The sequence below is a fragment of the Veillonella faecalis genome (genome assembly GCF_024677885.1).
GTDB classification, from domain to species: Bacteria; Bacillota; Negativicutes; order Veillonellales; family Veillonellaceae; genus Veillonella; species Veillonella nakazawae.
In genome coordinates, this window is sequence record NZ_JALBWL010000003.1 from 73265 (window position 1) to 99191 (window position 25927).

The 25927-nt window shown below is 38.6% G+C and carries 22 protein-coding genes; 9 read left to right on the plus strand and 13 right to left on the minus strand.

What is annotated here, in order from left to right; genetic code table 11:
- Positions 1-297 precede the first annotated feature (297 nt).
- The 4 genes from MOQ65_RS07050 to MOQ65_RS07065 all read left to right on the plus strand — a co-directional run bounded on the left by MOQ65_RS07050 (position 298) and on the right by MOQ65_RS07065 (position 5397).
- Positions 298-1746, plus strand: a complete 1449-nt coding sequence (locus MOQ65_RS07050; RefSeq protein WP_257847088.1) for an aminoacyl-histidine dipeptidase — start codon at positions 298-300, stop codon at positions 1744-1746.
- Positions 1747-2179: 433 nt separating this feature from the next.
- Positions 2180-3049, plus strand: coding sequence for a CobW family GTP-binding protein (locus MOQ65_RS07055; RefSeq protein WP_257847089.1), 870 nt, complete (start codon positions 2180-2182; stop codon positions 3047-3049).
- Complete coding sequence (locus MOQ65_RS07060; RefSeq protein WP_257847090.1) at positions 3046-4581, plus strand: permease; 1536 nt, start codon at positions 3046-3048, stop codon at positions 4579-4581. The genes MOQ65_RS07055 and MOQ65_RS07060 overlap by 4 nt, the downstream gene beginning before the upstream one ends.
- 51 nt (positions 4582-4632) lie before the next feature.
- Positions 4633-5397, plus strand: coding sequence for a TIGR03943 family putative permease subunit (locus MOQ65_RS07065; protein ID WP_213467623.1), 765 nt, complete (start codon positions 4633-4635; stop codon positions 5395-5397).
- Between the two features lie 189 nt (positions 5398-5586).
- Here MOQ65_RS07065 and MOQ65_RS07070 read toward each other — a convergent pair whose 3' ends face one another.
- A complete protein-coding gene (locus MOQ65_RS07070) occupies positions 5587-6153 on the minus strand; it encodes a biotin transporter BioY (protein WP_257847092.1) in 567 nt (188 codons plus the stop codon).
- Between the two features lie 335 nt (positions 6154-6488).
- On the opposite strand from MOQ65_RS07070, the gene MOQ65_RS07075 reads away from it, so the two are divergent.
- The gene (locus tag MOQ65_RS07075) at positions 6489-7076 is read left to right on the plus strand and encodes a PepSY domain-containing protein (RefSeq protein WP_227721174.1); all 588 of its coding nucleotides are present in this window, start codon (positions 6489-6491) and stop codon (positions 7074-7076) included.
- A 547-nt stretch (positions 7077-7623) separates the two neighbouring features.
- On the opposite strand, the gene MOQ65_RS07080 is transcribed toward MOQ65_RS07075, so the two are convergent.
- The 11 genes from MOQ65_RS07080 to MOQ65_RS07130 form a co-directional block, all read right to left on the minus strand.
- Positions 7624-8895 carry an O-acetylhomoserine aminocarboxypropyltransferase/cysteine synthase family protein gene (locus MOQ65_RS07080; protein ID WP_257847094.1) on the minus strand — a complete coding sequence of 424 codons (1272 nt, stop codon included), beginning with the start codon at positions 8893-8895 and terminating at the stop codon, positions 7624-7626.
- 297 nt (positions 8896-9192) lie between these two features.
- Entirely contained in the window at positions 9193-10152 is a 960-nt protein-coding gene (metA, locus tag MOQ65_RS07085; protein WP_257847095.1) for a homoserine O-acetyltransferase MetA, read from the minus strand.
- Between the two features lie 61 nt (positions 10153-10213).
- Entirely contained in the window at positions 10214-11398 is a 1185-nt protein-coding gene (locus tag MOQ65_RS07090; RefSeq protein WP_257847096.1) for a MalY/PatB family protein, read from the minus strand.
- Between the two features lie 10 nt (positions 11399-11408).
- A complete protein-coding gene (locus tag MOQ65_RS07095; protein WP_257847097.1) occupies positions 11409-12542 on the minus strand; it encodes a trans-sulfuration enzyme family protein in 1134 nt (377 codons plus the stop codon).
- 152 nt (positions 12543-12694) lie between these two features.
- Complete coding sequence (locus tag MOQ65_RS07100) at positions 12695-13198, minus strand: ECF transporter S component (protein ID WP_257847098.1); 504 nt, start codon at positions 13196-13198, stop codon at positions 12695-12697.
- A gap of 58 nt (positions 13199-13256) precedes the next feature.
- Entirely contained in the window at positions 13257-13661 is a 405-nt protein-coding gene (locus MOQ65_RS07105; RefSeq protein ID WP_129823636.1) for a PACE efflux transporter, read from the minus strand.
- Between the two features lie 250 nt (positions 13662-13911).
- Positions 13912-15378, minus strand: coding sequence for a DASS family sodium-coupled anion symporter (locus tag MOQ65_RS07110; protein ID WP_257847099.1), 1467 nt, complete (start codon positions 15376-15378; stop codon positions 13912-13914).
- Positions 15379-15783: 405 nt separating this feature from the next.
- The gene (locus MOQ65_RS07115) at positions 15784-16608 is read right to left on the minus strand and encodes a MetQ/NlpA family ABC transporter substrate-binding protein (RefSeq protein WP_257847100.1); all 825 of its coding nucleotides are present in this window, start codon (positions 16606-16608) and stop codon (positions 15784-15786) included.
- Between the two features lie 62 nt (positions 16609-16670).
- Complete coding sequence (locus MOQ65_RS07120; protein ID WP_005381510.1) at positions 16671-17342, minus strand: methionine ABC transporter permease; 672 nt, start codon at positions 17340-17342, stop codon at positions 16671-16673.
- On the minus strand, positions 17342-18364 hold the full coding sequence (locus MOQ65_RS07125) for a methionine ABC transporter ATP-binding protein (RefSeq protein WP_257847103.1): 1023 nt from the start codon (positions 18362-18364) through the stop codon (positions 17342-17344). The genes MOQ65_RS07120 and MOQ65_RS07125 overlap by 1 nt, the downstream gene beginning before the upstream one ends.
- Before the next feature lie 206 nt (positions 18365-18570).
- The gene (locus MOQ65_RS07130) at positions 18571-19437 is read right to left on the minus strand and encodes a DMT family transporter (RefSeq protein WP_257847104.1); all 867 of its coding nucleotides are present in this window, start codon (positions 19435-19437) and stop codon (positions 18571-18573) included.
- A 376-nt stretch (positions 19438-19813) separates the two neighbouring features.
- Here MOQ65_RS07130 and pflB point away from each other — a divergent pair, with 376 nt between their 5' ends.
- From pflB to pflA, 3 genes are all read left to right on the plus strand, one after another.
- Positions 19814-21931 carry a formate C-acetyltransferase gene (gene pflB, locus MOQ65_RS07135; RefSeq protein ID WP_257847105.1) on the plus strand — a complete coding sequence of 706 codons (2118 nt, stop codon included), beginning with the start codon at positions 19814-19816 and terminating at the stop codon, positions 21929-21931.
- 75 nt (positions 21932-22006) lie between these two features.
- Positions 22007-22246 carry an autonomous glycyl radical cofactor GrcA3 gene (gene grcA3 / locus MOQ65_RS07140; protein ID WP_024066082.1) on the plus strand — a complete coding sequence of 80 codons (240 nt, stop codon included), beginning with the start codon at positions 22007-22009 and terminating at the stop codon, positions 22244-22246.
- A gap of 12 nt (positions 22247-22258) precedes the next feature.
- Positions 22259-23035 (plus strand): pyruvate formate-lyase-activating protein, encoded by a 777-nt coding sequence (pflA, locus tag MOQ65_RS07145; protein WP_308221109.1) that lies wholly within the window; start codon positions 22259-22261, stop codon positions 23033-23035.
- A 119-nt stretch (positions 23036-23154) separates the two neighbouring features.
- Here pflA and MOQ65_RS07150 read toward each other — a convergent pair whose 3' ends face one another.
- Positions 23155-24108, minus strand: coding sequence for a 2-hydroxyacid dehydrogenase (locus tag MOQ65_RS07150; RefSeq protein ID WP_257847107.1), 954 nt, complete (start codon positions 24106-24108; stop codon positions 23155-23157).
- A 369-nt stretch (positions 24109-24477) separates the two neighbouring features.
- Between MOQ65_RS07150 and alr the strand changes: the two genes are divergently transcribed.
- Positions 24478-25590, plus strand: coding sequence for an alanine racemase (alr, locus tag MOQ65_RS07155; RefSeq protein WP_119206986.1), 1113 nt, complete (start codon positions 24478-24480; stop codon positions 25588-25590).
- Positions 25591-25927 lie beyond the last annotated feature (337 nt).

Below are 25927 nucleotides of genomic sequence, written 5' to 3' on the forward strand. Positions count from 1 at the left end.
AATCTAATGGATTTAATCAATCGTTAATCGTATATCCTCATTATACATTATTATTCCTATATAGCCAGTACATACATATATTACAGATTTCATTAACTATCCTAATAATCATTCTTGTGATATAACTATATATATACTAACTATTTATATATTCCATATATATGTCTGTGAAAGTTATCACTGGAATAAATTCTTTTATTAGTATTACAAATTCAGATACTAATAAAAACACTAAGTATTCCGTATAATCAATCAACATATATATCTATTATTTACATGAGAATGAAAGGAACCATTATGGAATCAATCGTTCAAGCAAAACGCGTATTAGAAATATTTAAAGAAATGAGCCAAATTCCTCGTGAATCAGGAAACGAAAAAGGCATCAGCGATTATATCGTAAACTTTGCTAAAAATTTGGGGCTTGAGGTTCATCAAGACGATCAATTTAATGTAGTCATCAAAAAGCCAGCGTCTCCAGGTTATGAAAACCGACCTTCTATCATCTTACAAGGCCATATCGATATGGTTTGTGTACGAGATCATGACTCCAATCATGACTTCTCCAAGGATCCTATTGCAAACATCATCGAAGGTGAATGGATGCACGCAGACCACACTACACTAGGTGCGGACAACGGTATGGGTGGTGCCATGATGCTTGCCATCCTCGAAGATGATAGTCAACAACATGGACCTATGCAATTATTGTTCACCACAAATGAAGAAACTGGCATGGATGGCGCTTTCGCGATTAAAGAAGGCCAAGTAAGTGGCGATTACTTACTCAACCTCGATACAGAGGTAGAGCACGACTTCACTGTTAGCTGTGCTGGCGGTTGCCATGTTCACGTAAACATTCCATTATTGCGCGAAAACAACCAACCTGGTTATGATGCAGGCTTATCTTTTACCGTAACAGGCCTTAAAGGTGGTCATTCCGGTATTGAGATCTGCGAACAACGTGCTAATGCTAACCAAGTATTAACACGTGTACTCTATGATATTCAACAACAATATCCTGTATGCTTAGCATCCTTTGAAGGTGGCGTAAAACATAATGCCATTCCTTCTAAAGCAGTTGCTGTATTATCCGTACGCGCTGAAGATGTAGCGGCCATTAAAACATTAATTGCCTACCAAGAAAAGCAATATCTCCATGAATATGGTATCCAAGATCCAGGTCTTACATTTGTTGTAGAAGATGTCGCTACTCCTGATGTAGTATATGCAGATGACACAACAGAAGCTCTTATTACTTATATCTATCTTGCACAAGATGGGGTTCATTCTGTAAGCAAATCTATCCCAAATCTTGTAGAAACTTCTAACAACATCGCTATCGTACGAGAAAACGAACATACTATTGAAATACTCATTTCCATTCGTAGCTCCAATAGCAACAGTCTTGAATTCTTGGCTAAGAAAATGATATTACTTGCGAAAACACTAGGTGTATCTGCAGAGCGTACGGGTGGTTATCCTGCATGGGAATACGATAAAGGCTCCAAACTTGAAGAACAAGCTATTTCCTTACATAACGAAATGTTTGATACACCAGCTAATGTAAACGCTATTCATGCAGGTCTTGAATGCGGCTTGTTGAAAGGCGTATTACCAAACACCCAAATGATTAGCTTTGGACCTACTATCGTAAGTCCACATACACCAATGGAACGCGTTCATTTACCATCCGTTGAAAACGTATATGTATACCTCAAAGCATTATTAGCTAAGTTACAATAAAATTATAATAAACATACAATATTAAATAATGACTATATACTTTATATATAATTTGGTATACTAAAAGTAATCTAATTAGAGATTTATATAACGAATTCTCTTCCCCCTCCTATGAGGGCTTCAGTCAACTCTTCCCGACTGAACCTTCTATAGGAGGGATTTTTTTATGTTTTTCAAAAAAATATAAAATTAATATATATTCAAACAGGAGTATTCATTCATATATGGAGAAATTGATAATTCCTACGTTTTTCACAATCAATTATGAATATTAAATACATCTGTTAATATACTCATATAATGTATATAATCCATATATTTAAAGAGAATTTTAAGAATAATAGAAATTTCATAACTATGCATATACCCTAGGATGTATTTTCTGTGTTATCCTATGGGTGTATACTGTGTTTAACTTACTCAGGAGGCACGTATGATTCCTATTATTATCATATCCGGATTTCTAGGTTCGGGAAAAACAACATTTTTACAACATATACTAAAAGAACATAAACCTACAGACAAGGTTTTAATTATAGAAAATGATTTTGGCGAAACTAGTCTTGATGCAGCAAATCTGGCTAAAACAGGTGCTACTATTCGTGAAGTAACGTCTGGTTGTATTTGCTGTAGCTTACAAGGAAATTTCCAACAAGCATTACTCGATATTCTTCAAAATTATGATGTAGATATTATCTATATCGAACCATCTGGGGTCAGCAAATTGAGCGAAATCATCCATACATGTGAAGATGAAGACATTGCGAAATCCGCCTATGTTCACGCCTCAGTAACAACGGTGGATGCTATGCAAGCACCTATGTTTATCAAAAACTTTGGTTTATTCTTTAAAGATCAAATCACAAACAGTGACGCTATTTTCTTAAGTCACACCGAAGATGTTCAACAGACAAGTATTACAAAGCGCATGATTCACGACTTAGCTCCCAACACACCTATTCACGAAGAGTCATGGGATACCATTTCCTTACGAGACTATATTAAACGCCTCTATCACTGTCATGATGACAATTCATTACATGATGAGCATCTATTTATGAGTCATACCTTTAAAGACTTGCGCACACTCACTGTATTACAGTGGAAAACGATCTTGGAAGGTATGCCAGACAGTGTGCTCCGTGCTAAAGGTATTGTACCTACCACCGAAGGTCCCCATGAATTGCAATATGGTACGCATTACTGCTCCCTAGTACCTAGCGAATCCACTGACTACAGCTTAGTCGTTATTGGTACTGATTTTAATGTGCCAATGGTACATAACGAAGTGTGTCAATCATGATACCTGTTTATATCGTTACCGGATTTATCGGTTCTGGTAAAAGTACATTCATAAATGAACAATTACAATACCGTAAAAAGCTGGGCGGCACAGCATGTATCAGTGCCGAACAAGGCTCTGTATCACTTATTAAAGATGCTTTACAACTTAGCCCTGATAAACTCAGTGCAATCACACCTAATCAACCTGACACCTATAGTTCTATAGCAGACGAAATCGCAACCTATATCAATAAGGCAAATCCCAAAGAAATATGGATCGAATGGAATGGTATGGTCAGCTTTCACGAGCTAGAAACCTTGCTATACAGTGATAAGCTGCATCACATGTTACAAATCGAAAAGGTATTATATATTTGTACGGATCAATTCGTCGCATCGATGTTACCTGGTTTAGGTAATGATGTAACAAGCCAGTTATACAGTGCAGATTGCATCATCACGGAGACCGATACACACCATGCCTTATTACGAACCTATAATAGAGAGGCCAAGATTGTAACAGCGCCAACGCCAGAAAAGGTAGAGCAATTATGTCGCAATTCTACGTGGGGCCTTATACCAAATCTATTAGTTATCGGCATTACCGCCTATATACTTTTAGTTACCGCGTTCCGTCATGACATTCCTTACTCTATTCATCAATGCTTTGCCATCATTACAGGGCTGATTATCGAAGCGATTCCATTCCTTTTATTAGGAACTATTGGGTCAACCGTTATACGCTATTTTGTACCACAGAGCGTACTACTAAAACTATTAGGCGATTATTCTTGGAAAAGCTATGGTGCCGCCATGGTTAGTGGCCTAGCCTTACCTGTATGTGACTGTGCTATTATTCCATTATTCAAAGCACTCACAGATCGAGGCGTACCATTATCAGTGGCCCTCCTATTTATGCTCGCCAGCCCAATCATCAATCCTATTACCATTCTCTCCACTTGGTATGCCTTTCCAGATGATCCCATGATTTCTGTATGGCGTATCGTCCTCGGTCTTGGCGTGGCTTTATTGGTATCATTATCGTTCCGCTTCTATCCACCTTCAAAGGAAATAATGAAATCTAGAAATACCCAGAATCTTAGCTACGAAGAGATTTTAATAGAGTCATCTAAGAGTAAATACATCAACAAAAAAAGATTGTTAATTCATATGGAAAAAGAGTTTTCCCAACTCTTATTCTATTTCTCCATGGCAGCCTCTGTTTTATCAGTAGTCCAAGTATATGGAAAACCTTGGCTCATCAATGCGGGTATTACATTACCTATCGTGTGGGCTATTCCAATCTTGCTAGTATTAGCTTTCTTCTTCTCAATCTGTTCTACATCAGATGCTATTATAGGCAAATCCTTAAGCACCCTATTTCCTATAAGCTCAGTTATGGGTTTCCTCATCTTAGGACCAATGCTCGATATTAAAAATGTATATATTTTAAAACAATATATGCCAACTTCATTCATACTTCGTCTAGGCATAACTATTGTAATTATGTCTTATATAACAGCATTAGGTTTTCAATTCTTTGTAGGCTAATTTTAGTCATTACCATTTCAGTTCGTAATAAATATAAAAGGAGATGATTCTATGAAATTAGGACTGAAAGATCGCTTTTCAATTGTGAAAGGCGCTCTCTATCTCATCTTAGGTATCTGCTGTGTATACCTAATTCTGACGGGCCGTTATTTGAACTATATTGCACCCCGATATGAACTACTGCTCGGCATCAGTAGCATAGCTCTCATATTAGGTGGATTAGCAACTATCATTTGGGCTCCATCCCGCTATTACAAGCACAATTTACGTTCTATCGTGCCTATTATTATCCCCGTAGTTTTGCTCATTGTTCCCCCTGTCCTAGTTCCTAATACTGGTGTTCACGGCGCGGCACGGGTTAATGATGATACGAATAATTTTGATTTTACAAATGATGCTATAGGTGAGGTTATTACCGTTAATAGTGAAAGCAAAGAGCCTGGCATTTCTAAAGACAAAAAAGAAATCGTACTAAACTCCGATAACTTCTATCAAACCATAGTAAAGGTCGGCTCTAATGTAGAGCAATACAAGGACTACACTGTATATATGACAGGCTATGTAAATCGCGATGATAATACGCTAAAATCTAATGAATTTACCATCTCTCGTATGGCCATGTCTTGTTGCATCGCTGACGTAGCTCCCATTGGCATGACAGCTCATAAAACAGATGGCGATAGTTTAGCTAATGAACAATGGGTTTCTATCGAAGGCAAAGTATCTACACGAGACTTCCACGGTCGTGCTCAACCATATGTAGAAGTAACCAAAATAAAAACAGCAGAACCTATTTTAGGTTATGTATATCCTTAAATAAATAATATTAAATCAATAGTCTTAATAAAGCTGAAAGAGATATCATTAAACAATCTTAAATAGATATCATTAAACAATCTTAAATAGATATCATTAAACAGTCTTAAATAGATCTGTAAACAAATAAAACCGAGGCATAACGCCTCGGTTTTAATAAATATATAATAATATTATATAAAGACTATATTATCGATGTAATTCTTTAACAATTCGTTTGCCAAGAGATGCTGCAACGGCACAAAGGAAGATGTCTGGACCTACGGGAATCAAGAAGCATGTAATAATAACAGCTTCAACCCCAATTGGTTTGCCTAAGTATAAGTTCATAATAAAGTATAGATAAATCATACCAAGGCCATACACGATAAATAGATTTAATATGGAACCTGCTAATAATTGTTTAAAGGAAAGTTTCTCCATAGATTCTGCAATACGACCTACTGCATAAGCACCTACCATAAAACCGATCAAATAGCCAAAGGTAGGTTGTAAAATGTAACCAGGACCACCACCAGATGTAAAAATCGGTACTCCAATTAAACCTAAGACAATGTATATGCCAACGCTAGCAGCCCCCAATCGACTGCCTAATACAATGCCTGCGAGGGTAGTAAATAAGATTTGTAATGTAAATGGACAATTCGGTAATGGTACCCGTATAAAAGCACCTACGGCAATCAATGCGACAAAGAGTGCTGTCATCGTTAACTGACGGGTAGTGATGCGACCTTGTTTCGACACGGTAGAACTCATGGTATACCTCCATTAATAACACATCAACAAACTACTAACTACCTAAATTAAAACACTTGCATTTTTAATTGTCAACTACGTCTGTTGACTTTTAGTTAACTATGTAGTCTAATACTATATATACGGCAATTTCAAGTATTTTGTTATTTTGACTATACATTATAGTTATTACCAATCATTTATAATAACTAAAAGATATACTCATCTTCATACAAAAATCTTTGAATTTCATCTTGTATTCATGTAGCAACATTAAATTATACGTAAGTAGATTGAGTAAAATCTACTTTCACAAAACAGTATATAAAAGTACCTTATATTAGGAGGCATTCATTATGAAAAATGTTAAAAAAGTATCAAAGGTATTATGTGCATTTGGCGTTAGTACAGTATTATTAGCAGGTGTAGTTGGCGCAGCTAGCAACCATGCTTACAACAACAATAGCAACTGGAAAGGCGTTGGTAGCGTAGCTCCATCCGCTCAAGCTAACTATTCTGTTGATTACATGGGCGCTGTTACAGTATTCCAACAAAACTTCCCTGGCGCTACTGTAAAATCTATTTCTTACGATGCTAAACATAACCCTTACTATGAAGTAGAAGGTTACTACAACAATCGTGCAGTAGAACTTAAAGTAGACGAAGCAACTGGCCAAATCGTTGGTAAAGAAGTTAAAGGCTATGCTAAAGCAAACAAAACTATTAACGTTCAAAACATCATCATCCCTGAAGTAGCTGAAACAAAAGCTCTTGAAAAAGTTGGTTCCGACTTCCAAACTATGGAATGGTCCGTTGAACGCGAAAACGGTAAAGTTGTATACGAATTCGATATGACAACTGGTGGCGACAAAAAAGCAGAAGTAAAAGTTGACGCTACATCCGGTAAAGTATTGAGCTCCAAAGTAAAAACTACAAAATACTAAGAAGCTCTTTTCATCTAGTGAACCCCTATCCTAACCCACTAAGATGACACACTACACATATAACACACATACTATACACACAGTATCCCAATGGATACACTCTCTAACACACAAACTAACACACAAACTAACACACAAACTTAGAGAGCCCTATAACTCATAAAGGGCTCTCCCAAAACCCTATCTCACACAATAGGTAAAGGGTCTGTGTTCACACACCACAGGCCGAATATTACACACACTATACTCCCTTTAAAAGACCTTGGATCGTTGAATCCAAGGTCTTTTTTCTATCCTACTCTATCCGCTATCTCCCAGATATGACTATCTATTTACAAAGATCTATCATAACCCAATAAACTAATTTACAATTAACCAGAATATATATTACAACACAAAAAGACCTCCCAAGAAGGGAGGTCTTTTGTATAAGTTTTATAGGTCTGATAGTTTGTGTTCTATTTCTTAAGCGAGGTCAAAGCTCAAGAATGTCATTTGTATGTTCTGAAAGTTTGATCTATAGTATTTCCATAATGGAAGTAAGAAGTTATGCTTTATCCAAAGCTTGAGCCAAGTCTTCGATAATATCGTCGATATTTTCAAGGCCAATGGATACACGGATCATATCTGGTGTTACGCCAGCAGATTTTTGTTGTTCTTCGTTAAGTTGTGCATGTGTTGTAGATGCAGGGTGAATAACAAGAGATTTAGCATCTGCTACGTTAGCCAAGTTGGAGAAGATTTCCAAAGAGTCAACAAGTTTAATACCTGCTTCTTTTCCGCCTTTTACACCGAATGTGAATACAGCACCAACGCCTTTAGGGAAGTATTTATCCGCTAAAGCTTTGTATTTGCTGTCTTCTAATTCCGGATAGCTTACCCATGCTACTTTAGGATGTTTAGTCAAGAAATCTACTACTTTACGAGCATTTTCTACGTGACGTTCTACGCGCAAGGACAATGTTTCAACGCCTTGCAAGATTTGCCAAGATGCAAGTGGAGTAATGCATGCGCCAGTATCACGAAGCAATTGAGCGCGGATTTTTACAGTGAATGGAATTGGCAAATCACCATATACTAAACCATTGTAGTGTTCATCGCCTTCGGAGAAGCCAGGGTATTTACCAGAACCTTTATAATCGAATTTACCAGATTCTACTACTACACCAGCCAATGTTGTACCATGACCACCAAGATATTTAGTAGCAGAATGTACAACTACGTCAGCACCATGTTCTAATGGACGGAACAAGTATGGAGATGCAAATGTGTTATCTACGATCAAGATGATATTATGTTTATGTGCAATATCAGCTACCGCTTGTACATCAACAAGGTTAATACCAGGGTTACCAATGGACTCGATATAAACAGCTTTAGTGTTTTCATCAATAGCTGCTTCGAATTCTTCCAAATTATCTGGGTTTACGAATTTAGTGTGAATACCCAAACGTGGCAATGTAGCAGTGAACAAGTTATAAGTACCACCGTACAATGTAGATGCAGCAACGATATTATCGCCCGCATTAGCTACGTTCAAGATAGAATATGTAATCGCTGCGGAACCAGATGCTACTGCGATACCACCAGCACCACCTTCAAGTTGTGCCACACGGGCATCTAATACATCTGTAGTAGGATTGCCAAGGCGGGAATAAATGCCACCAGGATTAGTTAAGGCAAAACGACCTGCTGCTTCTTCTGCATCTTTAAATACGAAAGATGTAGTTTGGTAAATAGGCACTGCACGAGAACCTGTTGGATCTACTGTTTGACCGGCATGTAATTGTAATGTTTCAAATCTGTATTGTTTGCTCATTATAACAACTCCTTTATATTAACTGTGAATTGAGTTCATTCTTTATACCTAGTATAATACTATGTTTTAAAAATTATGTCTACTATTAATTTACATGGTTATCCATAACTTAAAGCTATATCCAATATATCTATACAAACCAAAGATCGCTATTCTGCACAAACCAAAGATTGCTATTCTGCAAAACTGCAAAGCGAGATCAATTGATAACATATAAAAATCCCCTAATTACTTTCTTTATATTATCTCACACTAGAGATTTCAGCAGTAATTAGGGGATCTTTTACTAATGATACTTTAGATATAGGCACCTAAGTTCTTATCACGTTCAAATTTCATTTTTTGGATTTGTTCAATGATATACGGTGTTTCTTGGTAAACATAATAATTTAACCAATTTGTAAATAACAATGTACTTACAGAACGCCAGCGTACGATAGGACGTTGTTTTGGATCGTCGTTAGGGAAATAATTTTCAGGAACAGCGATATCCATGCCTTTTTTAATATCCCGTACGTATTCGCGGTTTAATGTGTCCCAATCGTATTCAGCATGACCGAAGACAAAGATATGTTTATTGTCTAAGCTCCGAACGATAGCTGCACCTGTTGGCTCAGAGCCAGCCAACAATTCTAAATCGCGGTTTTCCTTAATTTGTTGCAAGGAAACTGTGGTATGACGGGAGTGTGGCATCCAGAACTTTTCATCGAAGCCACGTAAGAGTACTGGTCGATCATTGTAGATATCATGTTCATACACACCAAATAGCTTTTCATCCATAATGCATTTATTAATACCAAAGTGATGATATAAACCAGCTTGAGCGCCCCAACAGATATAGAATGTGGAGTATACATGCTCTTCGCCCCAGTTCATAATTTCTACTAACTCAGGCCAATAGTCTACCTCTTCAAAAGGCATTAACTCTACAGGAGCCCCTGTAATAATCATGCCGTCAAAGAACTCATCTTTTACCTCATCAAAGGTACGGTAAAAAGTTTCTAAATACTGCTCATCTGTATTTTTAGCCTTACGAGATGCAGTATGTAGTAGTGTCAAATTCACTTGTAATGGACTATTACTAAGAGCACGTAAGATTTGTGTTTCTGTAACTTCTTTAGTAGGCATCAAATTGATTAACAGAATATTCAAAGGTCGGATTTGTTGAGTCTCCGCCCGTTCTGTATCCATCACGAAAATATTCTCTTGAGCTAATTTCGTAATGGCCGGTAAATTTTTTATTACTTTAATAGGCATATTATCACCTCTATACACTAAACAATTTGATAACCTAATCTAAAAAAAATAACTAATTTAGTTAAAACCCTCTAGCCTCGTAGGCACGGCGCCAAGCTTCAAGGCCTTCTTCCAATGTTTTACGAGGACACGCTACATTGATACGTTCAAAATCTTCCCCATCAACGCCAAACATGGAACCAGTATCAAGCCACAACTTAGCTTCATTGATAATCCATTCATCCCGTTCTTTAGGGCTTAATGGCAACTTAGAGCAATCTAACCACATAAGATATGTGCCTTCTGGACGATATACGTGGATTTTCGGCATATATTTTGCTACATAATCAATGGTGAATTGAATATTATCTTGAATATATTCTTTTAACTCGTCGAGCCAAGGGGCACCAACTTTGTAGGCCCCTTCACAACCAACGATGCCCATCGTATTTAGCTGGCTATAGCCAGCACGGTCGATTTCTTTAATAAAACGACGACGTAAGGAATCATTAGGAATGAAAATATTACTTACTTGAAGACCAGCGATGTTGAAAGTCTTGCTCGGTGCAGTACATACGATGCAATGTTCTGCATAGCTTTCACCAAGATCAGCAAAAACCTTGTGCGTATGACCTTTCCAAACAAAGTCAGCATGAATTTCGTCGCTCACGATGAGTACGTTATGTTTAATACAAATGTCGCCAAGACGTTTTATCTCATCCTCAGTCCACACGCGACCTACAGGATTATGCGGATTGCACAAGAGGAATAATGTTACATTTTCCTCCACGATAGCACGCTCAATACCTTCAAAATCGATGGTATATTTGTCTTCCCCTTTGATTAATGGCACATTGATAAGGCGGCGATCATTATCATCGATAACCATACTAAATGGATAGTATACCGGTTGATTGATGAGTACGCCCTCACCTTCATTGGTGAAAGCGCGAACTGCCATGGCCAAGGCAAAGACGATACCAGGTGTTTTAACTAGCCATTTTCGGTCTGGTGTCCAGTTAAAGCGCGTAGTAAACCAGTTTTGTAATACTTTAAAGTATTCATCATCGGATTCTGTATAACCAAATACACCATGGTTTACGCGATCTAGCAAAATTTGCTTCAACTCAGGTGGCACCTCAAAGTCCATGTCCGCCACCCAGAATGGCAATACATCGGCTGGTTTACCGCGTTTTACAGCAAAATCGTATTTCAAGGATTTTGTGTGAGTTCTATCTAAAATTTGATCAAAATTATATTGTCCCATAGGAACTCCTTTATTTATTGAAAGCTTGTTCCAAATCCGCAATCAAATCATCTGTATCTTCAATACCTACAGATAGACGCAATAAGCGACGTGTAATACCTTTGCGCTCTGCATCTTCTGGTTTTAAATCTGGATGTGTTTGCGTTACAGGGTAAGTCAACAAGGACTCTGTACCGCCAAGACTTTCAGCAAACTGAATAAGCTCAATGCCTTCTAATACTTTTTTAGCCGTTTCTTCGCTATCTACTTCAAAGGACAACATACCGCCGAAGCCTGTTGTTTGGGCTTTATTGATTTCATAGCCTGGATGTTCTGGAAGACCTGGGAACAATACTTTAGTAACCTTAGGTTGTGTTTTGAGCCATTCCGCAAGAGCAATGGCATTCTTTTGGTGTTGTTCCATACGAAGGGCCAATGTTTTGACGCCGCGGATAACGAGCCAGCTATCCATTGCAGATAAGCAAGCACCTACAGTTTTGTAAGTTAGACGCAATTTCGCAGCCAATTCATCGTCTTTCACAATAGTAAAACCAGAAATTACATCGTGATGACCACCGATGAATTTTGTACCACTATGAACGACAATATCTGCCCCCAACGTTAAAGGTTTTTGGAAATATGGGCTCAAGAATGTATTATCGATGATTACAAGCGCATTACGCTCATGGGCTAACGCACAGAGAGCGCGAATATCAGTAATCTCCATCATAGGATTTGTTGGTGTTTCAATATATACAGCCTTTGTATTTGGTTTGAAAGCTGCTTTCACCGCATCAAGATCAGATGTACCTACATAGGTAAACTCAATGCCATTTTGTTCGTAAATATTTGTGAACATACGGATAGAACCACCATATAAGTCATCACCTAAAATGATATGGTCTCCAGGGGAGAATAGATGGAATACTGCGTCTACCGCTGCCATACCAGAAGAAAATGCCAATGCATCTGTACCGTCTTCAAGGCCTGCAACCAATTGTTCCAAGCGGTCACGCGTCGGATTAGATTCACGCGTATATTGATAACCTGTTGTATCACCCAACTTTGGATGGGAAAATGTACTAGACATATAAATTGCAGGGGAAATTGCACCAGTGCTATCTGGTTTACCGCTGCCATGAACGCATTTTGTATTAAATTTCATTCCATTCAACTCCTCATATTTGTATACAATATGTTAATTATAAAAGTAGACAATGACTAAGGTCAACAAAAATGGGCACTCATACAGTATGAGTGCCCTTAAAAAGTCATATCTATTTTGAATGGCTTGCCATAACTATAAGTTAAGTTAGACTAAATTTTAGTACGTTTTGTAATAAGTAGAGCCAAAATAATGCCCAAAGAAGATGTTACCAATTGAGGCCAACTAGATACAAATAACATAGTATTTACAATCTTCGGTGGGAATTGGAATAGAGAAAAGAACAAGGAATATCCTCCAAAGAGAACACCTGCTTTTACCAAGGCCGCCACGATAATAAGCAATACCTTCGGTTTATGTTGTAACCAGTGCGCTACGAATACATAGGCTGTCGTGCCAAGGGCGGTAATCAAAATAAACGGTGGCAACGGCAACATGCCTTGTAAATATGCGACTACTGGTGCAATCCAAGCAATAACAAGGCCATTTTTCCAACCATAGCGCCATGTGGCGAGTACAAACGTAGCAGATGTAATAGAACCGATGAGGAACATACTCACCTGGTTAGGAATAAATGGAAAAATGAGACGCAAACTTTGCGCCAATAAGGCTACGGCCAACAATAGACCTGTGCCCGTAATAGACTTTGTAGACATAAGAACCTCCTACTATACGATATAGATTTTACAAGAGGTACCTACCTCATATTTCAAATTAAGCCTCTACAAAATATAGACGCGCTCGATCATACACCCAATTATACACATACGTATAACCTAAGATAACCAATGTCATCGTTATATCCGTCATAAAAGCCATCCAAAAGGTCATCTGCATCATGTACATAATAATCGGTACAGTAGCAAGCATAAATAGACCTTCAAACAATACGGCATGGATTGTACGGATAATTGGGCCCCGTGCTAATCGATCACCTGGTACTAGTTTATCAAAAATCCAATTAAACACAAAATTCCAAACCATAGCTAGTAAGGAAAAAATAACCATTAATACAAAAGGCTGTCCCTCATGCGGAACAAACTGCATTACCAAACAACCAATTAAAATACAACCAAGCTCATATAAAATCGACTGCACCACACGCTCTGAAGTAGACATAATAATAAACACCTCCAGTAAAAACCCCAGATAAGTAATTTACCATCACACCACTATTATATTGATTTTTATAGATTTGTCGAATTTTGTGGAGTATTGCCATTTTAAGATAGAAAAAGCTGCCATATATCTGTCTAGCGACTTGCCCTCTGAAGTGAGTTTTGCCATTTTAAGATAGAAGAAGCCGCCATATGTCTATCCAGCGACTTGCAGCGAATGGAGCGCAGAGAGACATATGGCGGCGGAAAGCCTATCCTAAAAGTGGCATTACGAACTGAATCCATGGAATCCCCACTACAATAAAGATAGCGAGGTAGATAATTCCAAAGATAGCGCCTAATTTCCAGAATTCAGGACCTTTGTTATAGCCACTAGCAAACCAGATTGGGCTGTGACCAGTACCATATGGTGTGAGGATACCCATAATCCCCATTGGTACTAAAAGAATCAACATAACTTGCGCTGGGTCAACGCCAGGAATTTGAAGAATTAGAGTAGCAAATAAGCCTACCATAGCCGTTACATAAGCAGTACCAGATGCAAAGAAGTAACGAAGCAAGCAGAATGCTAACAACAAACCTAAAACTGCCATTGTAGGATCTAGAGACACTAAAGAACCACCTGCAGATTTAGCAAGCCAGTCCAAGAAACCTACATTTTTAAGGCCGGAAGCCATAGGTACGAGTGTAGCGAACCAAGTCAAAACATTCCATGCTGGTTTGTTAGCAAGGAAGTCTTGCCATGTCATAATCTTAGTGAAAATCATTAAGATAATAACAATTAAAGCTGTTGTAGTTGGGTTTACTTTAAATGTAGAAGCACCAATCCACAATACAAGAGCTAACACGGAAATCAAGGCCATGAAAATTTCACTGCGTGTCATGGAGCCTAATTTCTTGTACTCATCCTTTGCCCACGCTGCAATTTCAGGGGAACCTTTCACCTCTGGCTTACAGAATACATAGGTCAACAATGGAGTGATAATGAACAAAATAAGACCTACTGGCAAGAATGCGAGGAACCATGTGCCCCAGTTTGCCGCCACGATACCAGATTTGGCAGACAATTCAAGAGCCAATGGGTTTGGCGCTGCGCCAGTCAAGAAGATGGAGCTAGATACACATGTAGTTGCCAACGCTACCCAGTTCAAATAGGAACCGATTTTACGAGGGTTCTTATCTGGATAAGAGTCAAACATCGGACAAATACTAGATACGATTGGGTAAATCGTACCACCAGAACGAGCCGCATTACTTGGGATGAACGGCGCCAATACAAGGTCCGTAATAGCGATGGCATAACCAAGGCCTAAAGAGGACTTACCAAGCTTTGCTACGAGGAACAACGCAATACGACGGCCAAGGCCAGAGTTTTCATAACCGATACCAATCATGAAAGCGGCAAAGATCAACCACACGATGGCATTAGAGAAACCGCTAAGGCCCCAACTGATAGCTTGTGCATCAGTAATCGCCTTTGCTACACCAGTTGCTTTATCTACAACAGGTGCAGGACCAACCTTAAACAACATAGACACGGTAACAGCAATGATACCGATGAAAGCTGGTGGCATTGGTTCTAAAATCAACCCTACCACGAGGCCCGCGAAAATGCTTACGTAAATCCAAGAATTTGCGCTAAGGCCTTCAGGAGCACCGATGAGCCATACAAGAATAGCTACTACAAGCGGTGCGAATAATTTCCAATTCAACTTCATTAGAAACTCTCCTTACTACTTCAAAACAAAAATTGCAAAAATTGCTTATATAGTATATCAAATATTTTAATAAGATGATATAAACTTAATCATAATACTTATTAATTGATAATAAACTTTTAGTAATAAATTTCATCCTACTAGTAGTAGAAAACGGCACCATTGTGAAACAAGGGACACATCACGAACTGATAGAGCGTGGTGGTCACTATAAAGAACTCTATGAAAACTATGCGGCAGGCATGACAGTATAAGTCAATCTAACAAAAGTTCCACTTTGTATCAGCCAATAATATCCTCATGTTATCTCATATAAATAGAACCCCTAATAAGTAAAAACTTATTAAGGGTTCTTTTATTCATTCCTATATAGCTGTTCGTGCCTATATATTACATTATTATATTCTATTCACCTTTTGGTACGAACCATAGGCCATTGTTATTTTTTTCCATGTAGTCTTTGAATTCTTGAGAGTGGTAAGCTGCTACGATGTCTTTTGCCCATTGTGCATCTTTGTTTTTCTCATTAACTACGAGTTGTAACAACCATTGTGGCAATACGTCTTCATTTGCCAAGGCAGATTTAGGATCGATTTTTGCATTATAGATAATCGCGCCAGTAATGACAATGTAATCGAAATCAGTACGTACAGAAGGAATTGTAAGGGATTTCATTTCTGTAAATTTAAGATGTTTAGGATTTTCAATAATATCTGCTTGTGTTACTGTCGCTAAATCTTTATTTGGATCAAGTTTAATCCAACCAATTTTTTGCAATAATGCATAAGCACGAGCCATGTTGGATGCATCATTAGGTACTGCAATAGTGTCACCATCTGCCACTTGATCTAGAGATGTTTTAGAACCACTAAAGATACCTGCTGGTACTGTTGGAATTGGAGTTAAGGCTACAAGATGACCATTTTGTTTTTCGTTGAAGTTTTTCATGTATGCTGTATGTTGTTCAACGTTGAAATCTACTTCACCATCGCTCAACACTTGGTCTGCTTGTACCAAGTCAGACATATCTACACCTTTAAAGGTATAGCCTTGTTTTTCCAAAATTGGTTTTACACCTTTTTCGAACAATTCAGAGTAAGGGCCTTGAGATTTACTATAGCTTAATTCTTTTTTAGCACCATTATCACTACTGTTTGAGCCGCAGCCTGCGATAAAAGCTACGCTAAATACTAATGCCGCACCGAGGGCAAGAAATTTTTTTAATTTCATGGTATATTCTCCTATACTTTTATACTTTCACAATCAAGATGACTAGAATCTATTTCATCAAATTAGGAACGACGTGCACGACGTGCAAAGTAGTTACCTATTGTTTGAATAATTTGAACAAAAATAATTAAAATAACAACGGTAAATAGCATCAACGGGAAGTTCAACCGTTCATAACCATAAGTAAGAGCCAAATCACCTACACCACCTGCACCAATGGCACCTGCCATAGCAGTAGCACCGATAAGACCTATGGTACCTGTTGTAATAGATAGAATAAGCGAACCCTTTGCCTCTGGTAAAAGGAAATGCCAAATCACCTCAAAATGAGAGGCCCCCATCGATTGTGCTGCCTCGATAATGCCTTTATTAACCTCTAAAATAGAGTTCTCAAAAAGTCGAGCCAGATACGGTGCAATGAATATAACAAGTGGTACAATAGCCGCTGTTGTGCCGACACGAGTACCTACAATCATCTTAGTTAACGGTAATATAAACACCATTAAAATGATAAATGGTACAGAACGCACAATATTAACAATGGTATTTGTAATGGTATAGACAATACTATTTTTAACGATACCATTAGGATTTGTTACTACCAGTGTAACTGCGATAATTAGACCTAATACAGTACCAATGAACAAAGATAGGAACACCATATATAATGTTTGTTCTGCGGCTAGCAATAACTGCGAACCGGGAACACCAAGTTCTTGCATAAAGAAGTCCATTATAGTGTCACCTCCTGCCATTCAATACCTTGTGTCACAAGATATTCTTTTACCTTGCCCACTTCAAGATCATCACCAATAAACTGAACAATAAAAATACCAAGTACTGTATGTTCTAACTCCGTTACTGTAGCAAATAACACGCTCGTTTCTAAATCAAAAGTTTTATTAATATGATATAAAACATTATCGGTTGTATTATTTCCTAAGAAATGCATCTTAAGAATAGTATAAGGTCGCTTATCACAGGCCAAGGTATGTTTCACTGTTGATGGAATTTCATCAGGAATGACAGTCCTAACAAATCGTTTCGTTGTTTCATGCTTTGGTTTACTAAACACCTCAAGCACAGAACCACTCTCTATGAGTTTTCCATGTTCCATAACCACAACGCGATTGCAAATTTTTTGAATTACATCAATCTCATGAGTTACGATAACAACCGTTACCCCTAGTTCACGATTAACGCGCTCTAATAATTGAAGAATAGACTCTGTCGTATCTGGATCAAGAGCACTTGTTGCTTCATCGCAAAGTAGAATTGATGGATCTGTAGCTAGCGCACGAGCAATACCAACGCGCTGCTTTTGACCACCAGATAATTCTCCAGGATATGCATTTGCTTTATCCCCTAAATCAACAAAATCTAATAAGGTTTTAACCTTGTTATCAATCTCTGATTTAGGTACCTTATTTAGAATCAATGGAATCGCCACATTATCGTACACAGATTTAGCATTCAACAAGTTGAACTGTTGAAACACCATACCTATGCGCTTACGAACCTTTCTGAGCTCATTAAAACTTAAGCCATTGATATTCACACCATCTATTTCAACATGACCAGAGGTAGGTACCTCTAAAGCATTAATCATCCGCAACAGTGTAGATTTACCAGCTCCACTGAAACCAATAATGCCAAATATATCGCCTTTTTCTATGGTAAAGTTTACATCAGATAATGCAGTAACCTTTTGCTTATTAACGTCAAACTCTTTCGTTACATTTCGTATAGCAATCACTGTACCACCTCTTTCCCCACAAATTAGTAGGAATTAATATTTTTCTAAAACATATCTTTAAGGTATGTTTTAATTGTATACTTAGATTACTACAATTTATAATGACTGTCAAACACAAAAAGAACCTCAACACTAAAAAGGTTGAGGTTCTTTTCGTATCTATATACTTTTATTTAAGATTAAAACTAGTCCTTTTATCAAACCCATCATCTATATCGATTAAAGAGGTATAGTGATCCTAAAATAACAGGTGCTCCAATATAAAGTCCCATATTTGGTATTTCTCCCAATAAGAATGCTGCCACTATAGCTGCCACAATTGGCGAGATATACATAAAATTGGTTACATCCGAAACTTTTTCGGCATGTTCAAAGGCATAACTCCAGAATACGAATCCTAATGCACTGGAAAAGAATGCTAGGTATACCATAGCAAGCTTCGCAGTAATTGGTGCGGCTCCAATCATTTCAATAGCATGATCTGCAAAAGGTAGTGCCATAATGGCACCTGTAAACATGGACCACATAGCGATAGTAATAGAGTCATAACCTTTCAGACTAAGCCCGCGATTTAGAATATTATAAACCGCAAACAGTATCATACCAATCAACGTCCATATGGCTCCCATTGGAATGGTCAGAGTGGAATTCCAAAGAATAATAATAGCCACACCTATAAAAGCAGTTATGGTGAAGATCCAACCTATAGGGCGTATTTTATCCTTATAGACTACCAATGCCATCAATGCTGTAGTCATCGGTGTCAAAGCCATAATAATACTAGATGTAGCGGCCGGTATTGTTCGCAATCCTTCATTAAAAACGACTTGGTAAACGAAGTTTCCTGTAGCCCCTAGCAGAATATATATGCCCCACTCACGCCAAGATGTAGGTATATGTAATCCCTTAAATACACCGATAATGAGCATGAGTATAGCACCACCTACAACCCGCGCTACCGAGAGTGTCAATGCATCTACTGATTGCAATGCTACTTTACCAAAAGGAAACGCCGTAGCCCAAACGGCAATGGTGGCAGATGCCCCTAAAATGGCTTTCATCCGATTTGTCATTAGCATCTACCTTTCTACGTAATTCCATAATCAATACTATCTAAATATTACCATAATAAGACCCTACAATTCCAAGAAGATACATCACAACATATCGAACGCTCTCTATTTATTGATATAAATTTTCATTATTTAAAGATAATACAATAATTAGTTCCCCCAAATCCAAACCCAAACAAATCAAGTAATTAGTTATACTTTCAATGTATTTATATAGTGTTTTCAATATTATTAAATTACAAATAACATCCATTCTTACGAAAATTGCATAGTATGTATTGAAAATATATATCATTTAAAATTTGTTAAATCAGGACAAACATTGTACACTATAGGCATAGAAATCTATAGTTATATCCTTTTATGGAGGTGCAAAATGCAACATACTGCATGGAAAGATTTTAACACAGGTGTGTGGGATAAAGCCGTTGACGTACGCGACTTTATTCAAAGAAACTATATCCCCTATGAAGGGGACGATTCCTTCCTTGCTGGTCCTACAGAAAGAACGACAAAATTATGGGACCAAGTAATGAAGCTTTATGAAGAAGAACGTGAAAAAGGCGGCATGCTCGATGCTGATACTTCCGTGGCCACACACATTACTGCCCATGCGCCAGGATATATCGACAAAGACCTTGAAACGATCGTTGGTTTGCAAACTGACAAACCATTAAAACGCGCCATGTTCCCTTATGGTGGCTTGCGTACTGCGAAATCCGCTATTGAAGAATACGGCTTCAAAATGGATCCGCAAACAGAAGACTTCTTCAAAAAACATCGTAAAACGCACAATGATGGCGTATTTGATGTATATACACCAGAAATGCGTGCCGCTCGTACGGCTCATATCGTAACTGGTTTACCAGATGCTTACAGCCGTGGCCGTATCATCGGTGACTATCGCCGTATCGCTTTATATGGTATCGATTACCTCATCGAAGATAAAAAAGAGCAATTCAGCATTACTATGGGCGATATGCTTGAAGACGTAATTCGCGACCGCGAAGAGATTCAAGAACAAATCCGTTCCTTAAAAGAATTAAAAGAAATGGCTGCATCTTATGGTTACGATATTTCTGGACCAGCTAAAGACGTGAAAGAAGCTATGCAATGGATTTACTTCGGCTACCTTGGCGCTATTAAAGAGCAAAACGGTGCTGCTATGTCCATCGGCCGTAACTCTACATTCCTAGATATCTACGCAGAACGTGACCTTCGCAATGGCACATATACAGAAGAGCAAATCCAAGAATTCGTAGATCATTTCATCATGAAATTGCGTATGGTTCGCTTCGCACGTATCCACGAATACAACAACTTGTTCACAGGCGATCCTGTGTGGACAACTGAATCCATCGGTGGTATGGGTACTGACGGCCGTACATTGGTTTCCAAAATGTCCTTCCGTTATCTACATACATTGACTAACCTTGGTCCTGCTCCAGAACCAAACCTCACTGTATTGTGGTCCCCTCGCATGCCAATCGGCTTCCGCCGCTTCTGTGCAAAACTATCTATTGAAACATCTTCCATCCAATACGAAAACGATGACTTAATGCGTCCTAACTCTGGTGATGACTACGCTATCGCATGCTGTGTATCTCCAATGCGTATTGGTAAAGAAATGCAATTCTTCGGCGCTCGTTCTAACCTTGCTAAATGCTTGCTTTACGCAATCAATGGCGGCGTTGACGAAAAATTGAAAAAACAAATTGGTCCTAAATACCGCCCTATTACTTCTGAATACTTAGAATTCGACGAAGTATGGGAAAAATTCGACGACATGATGGAATGGTTGGCAGGCGTATATGTGAACGCATTGAACATCATTCACTACATGCACGACAAATACGCTTATGAAAAACTAGAAATGGCATTGCATGACCGCAAGGTAACTCGTTGGTTTGCAACTGGTATTGCTGGTTTATCCGTAGTAGCTGACTCCTTGTCTGCTATTAAATATGCTAAAGTAAAACCTATTCGCGACGAAAACGGCATTGCTGTTGATTTCGAAATCGAAGGTGACTTCCCTAAATATGGTAACGATGACGATCGTGTAGATAGCTTGGCAGCAAAAGTTGTTTCCACATTTATGAACAAGATTCGTAAACACCCTACATACCGTCAATCTGTTCCTACTATGAGCTTGTTAACAATTACTTCCAACGTAGTATATGGTACTGCAACAGGTTCCACACCAGACGGCCGTAAAGCAGGTGAAGCTTTTGCCCCTGGTGCTAACCCAATGCATGGTCGTGATACTCACGGCGCTATTTCTTCGTTGGCATCCGTAGCAAAAATGCCATGGCGTGATAGCTCCGATGGTATTTCCAATACCTTCTCTATCATTCCTGACGCATTAGGTAAATCTGGTGAAACATTTGTGTCCGTCAGCGATTTTGATATTGAGTTAGATTCATCTCAATTACCTAATTCCAATACAAACTTCGCATGTAGTGAACCGAATGTTACTATAAAGGAAGATAAATAGCGTCTTCCATAGTATCGAGTTGCTTTCACCGGCACCGATACGAGTGTTAGTCTTGGTTGAAAGGAGGCAATACCCATGAGCAACCAACAACAAGTTGATAACTTGGTAGAGTTATTGGATGGCTACTCCCAAAAAGGCGGTCATCATTTGAACGTTAACGTGTTCACTCGTGAAACATTGTTAGACGCTCAAAAACATCCTGAGTTGTACCCTCAATTGACTGTTCGTGTATCTGGTTACGCAGTACACTTCAGCAAATTGACAAAACAACAACAGGACGAAGTTATTTCCCGTACATTCCATCAACAAATCTAATCGAGGTTTCCTATGACAGGACGTATTCATTCGGTCGAAACGATGGGTACGGTTGATGGTCCAGGCATGCGCATGGTGGTTTTTCTCCAAGGATGCCCCATGCGTTGTGCTTATTGCCACAATCCCGACACATGGAATGAAACTAGCGATGATGTTAAATTCATGACTGTTGAGGAATTGTGGGACCAGTACGAACGTAACCGCCAATTTTATACTAATGGTGGTATCACCGTCACAGGTGGGGAAGCTCTCATGCAAATTGACTTTGTTACTGAGCTTTTCACATATTTCCGTGAAAGAAACGTCCATACCTGTTTAGATACAAGTGGAATTTGTTTTGATCCCCACCAAGAGGTGGCCTACCGTAAGCTACTCAGTGTCACTAGTCTCGTCATCCTAGACATTAAGGAAATCGATGCTGATAAACATCTGTGGCTAACAGGCAAACCGTTAGAGCCCATTCTCGGCTTTGCTAGATTGACAGCAGACGTAGACGTTCCCATTTGGGTTCGTCACGTTGTAGTCCCTACGATTACAGATAATGCAGATCATCACTATCGTCTAGGCTTTTTTCTAGGATCCCTGAAAAACTTACAAGCCGTTGATTGCTTACCATATCACGTTATGGGTACTGCTAAATATAAGGAGTTAGGTATTACCTATCGCCTAGAGGGCATACCAGCTGCCACAAAAGATATTGCAGCTAAAGCGACAAAAACCGTGGTGGAAGGAATCAAGGCCTATCGACGCCATTGGTGGAGTCCCATCAAAACACAACATCAATCATAATCAAGTTTGAGGATAACTACCTCCCTTGATATATATATACATATATACCAAGACTTGATCTATGATAGCCCTAAACAATAGAGCCGCCCCCACACAACCGGGGACGGCTCTTATTGTATTTATTTAGATACTACGTTAATTGGTTCACCTTTGAAGAATGCTTGAACATTGTCACGAATGATGCCTACCAAACGTTGACGTGTTTCAAGGCCTTTCCAGCCCATATGAGGTGTGATAATCACATTATCGAGTGTATATAGAGGGCTATCCTCTGCTGGAGGTTCTACCTCTTGTACATCAAGGCCTGCACCTGCAATGCGTTTAGTCGCTAATGCTTCACAAAGATCTGCTTCGTTAATGAGTGGACCACGACCAGTATTTACAATGACTGCACTAGGTTTCATCTTAGCGATTGTCTCTTTATTGATCATATACTTAGTTTGCTCATTCAATGGGCAATGCAATGTAATATAATCACTATTTGCGAGTAATTCATCAAGGCTTACATAACGAACGCCGTCGCCATCAGCCTTTGGTGTACGTGTATGAATCAAAATATTCATACCAAGTGCTTTCGCCACTTTGATAACTTCCATACCAATGTGGCCAGCACCAACCACACCTAATGTTTTACCATTCACTTCTGTGTGGCTCACTTGCAAATATTTTGTAAAGTTGCTGCGATCACCTTTAGCAAGCATGCCGATTTGTTGTTGCATTGTGGACGCAAAATTGAGGATCATCATGATTACTGTATGTGCTACACGCTCTGTGCTATACGCTGGAATGTTGCACACAGTGATCCCTCGTTCCTTTGCTGCATTAAGATCAATATTGTTATAGCCTGTACCTGCTTCAACGATGAGCTTTACTGTATCTGGGAATTGTGAAAGTAACTCAGCATTAACAGGAAGCTCTTTTGTTACTACTACACGAGCCCCTTGAATGCGCTCAATAAGTTCTTCATTTGTACTATTATCATAAACCTGTACATCATTAGATAATATGGAGAAATCTAATGCATGGTCATAATTCATTTTACCTGCGTTTACCACTACCACACGTTCGCTCATGAGAACCTCCTACATAGATACTATATTATATATTTATAAATTCCAAACCTACAAGTAATCTGGCTATGTTCACGATGTTAGATGATTACAATTTTGTCTAAATCATTCATAATCAATCTATTAGCTAGAAAAAGCATATATCATACTCTACTATAAATTATACTATTATTTATATAAATTTATACTATTAATATCACAGCTAACAATATTAATTAGTATACTTTCACAATTATTGTATATAATATATGCAGAAAAGCTATAAAATTCAAAATAATACCAATATTTCTGTATAAAACTTTCACAAAAGTATTGTTTAATTCCCTAAAAGTTATACAATAAGATTAATGTTATATAGAATTGAGGAATATCATGAGACCTACCTATTTGACCATAAATACAAGTCTCGTTCGCGAGAATTTGCGTAAAATTAAAGATAGTTTACCGGAATGGAGCACATCCACCGCTGTTATCAAGGCCAATGGCTATGGCCACGGCAGCGTTATGATGGGCCGTATTGCCGTTGAGGAAGGTTATGAATCCTTAGCCGTTGCTATTCCTGAAGAGTCAGTTCCACTTCGCAACGCAGGGATTATGGTACCAATTTATCTACTTGGCCTCACAAGACCTCAGTCCTTTGAACTTGTAGCAGACACAAATTCCATTCCAGCTGTATGCGAATCTACCGATTTAGAAGCACTCGACAAGGTAGCAGAAAATCACGATATGATTATCCGCGTTGCAGTCGCCGTTGATACAGGAATGCATCGTATTGGTATCAAGCCTGAAGATGCTGTTGAGTTTATCAAACGCGTTGAATCCTACGAAAATCTCGAGGTAGACGGTTTCTTCTCTCATATGAGTAACGCCGATGCGGCGGATCAAAGCCACGCTCATGGACAGGCACAAAAATTCCATAAAATGGTCGATGAAATCCGTGCATTTAGACCTGATGCGGACTATCGCTTCTCTCTTGCCAATAGTGCTGGCTTATTATCCGTAAAAGACAGCTTATTCACCGATGCCCGTCCTGGCATTATTCAATACGGCATTATGCCATCCCTTGATGTGCCAAATCGATTAGGGTTAAAACCAGTCCTCTCCTTCCATAGCGAAGTAGTACATGTACAGCGACTAGAAGCAGGTGAAGGTATCGGTTATGGTTCTACCTATGTAACACCTGAACCAATGACGATTGCTACCATTCCTGTAGGCTATGCAGATGGATATCCTCGTAGCTTATCCAACCGCGGTACAGTCCTCATTCATGGCACACGTTGTCCTGTAGTGGGTCGCATCTGTATGGACCAATTCATGGTGGCCGTTCCAGATACGATTACTGTACAACCAGGTGACAAGGTTGTGCTCCTAGGTTCTCAAGGTCATGAAAGCATCTCTGCACTCGAGATTGCTGCTCTTGCCTCTACAATTCCTTATGAAATCTTTTGTGGTTTCTCAGAACGCGTGCCTCGACAATACATATAAAAGGCTAACTATTGTTACTAATAGTAAATGCTCCATATACCAAAAGCGCAGATATGCATTGTATCTGCGCTTTTTCAATTTTTACTATGTATTTTCCTTATATGGTATATCTTTATATTAAATTAACATAGAAAAAGCCCGTAATACATGCAGCGGTCTACATGTATTACGGGTTTTCCTGCTCCCCTATACCTAGCGTACTGTAAAGCAGTTACGTTCTTATTGTGAGAGAGAGTATTATATACCAAGTATATAATCTTATGATTGGGAGGGAACCACAATGCATAAGGGGCCCTCTGAACGACAGACGGCATAGGAGAGAGTCAATGTTTGTCTA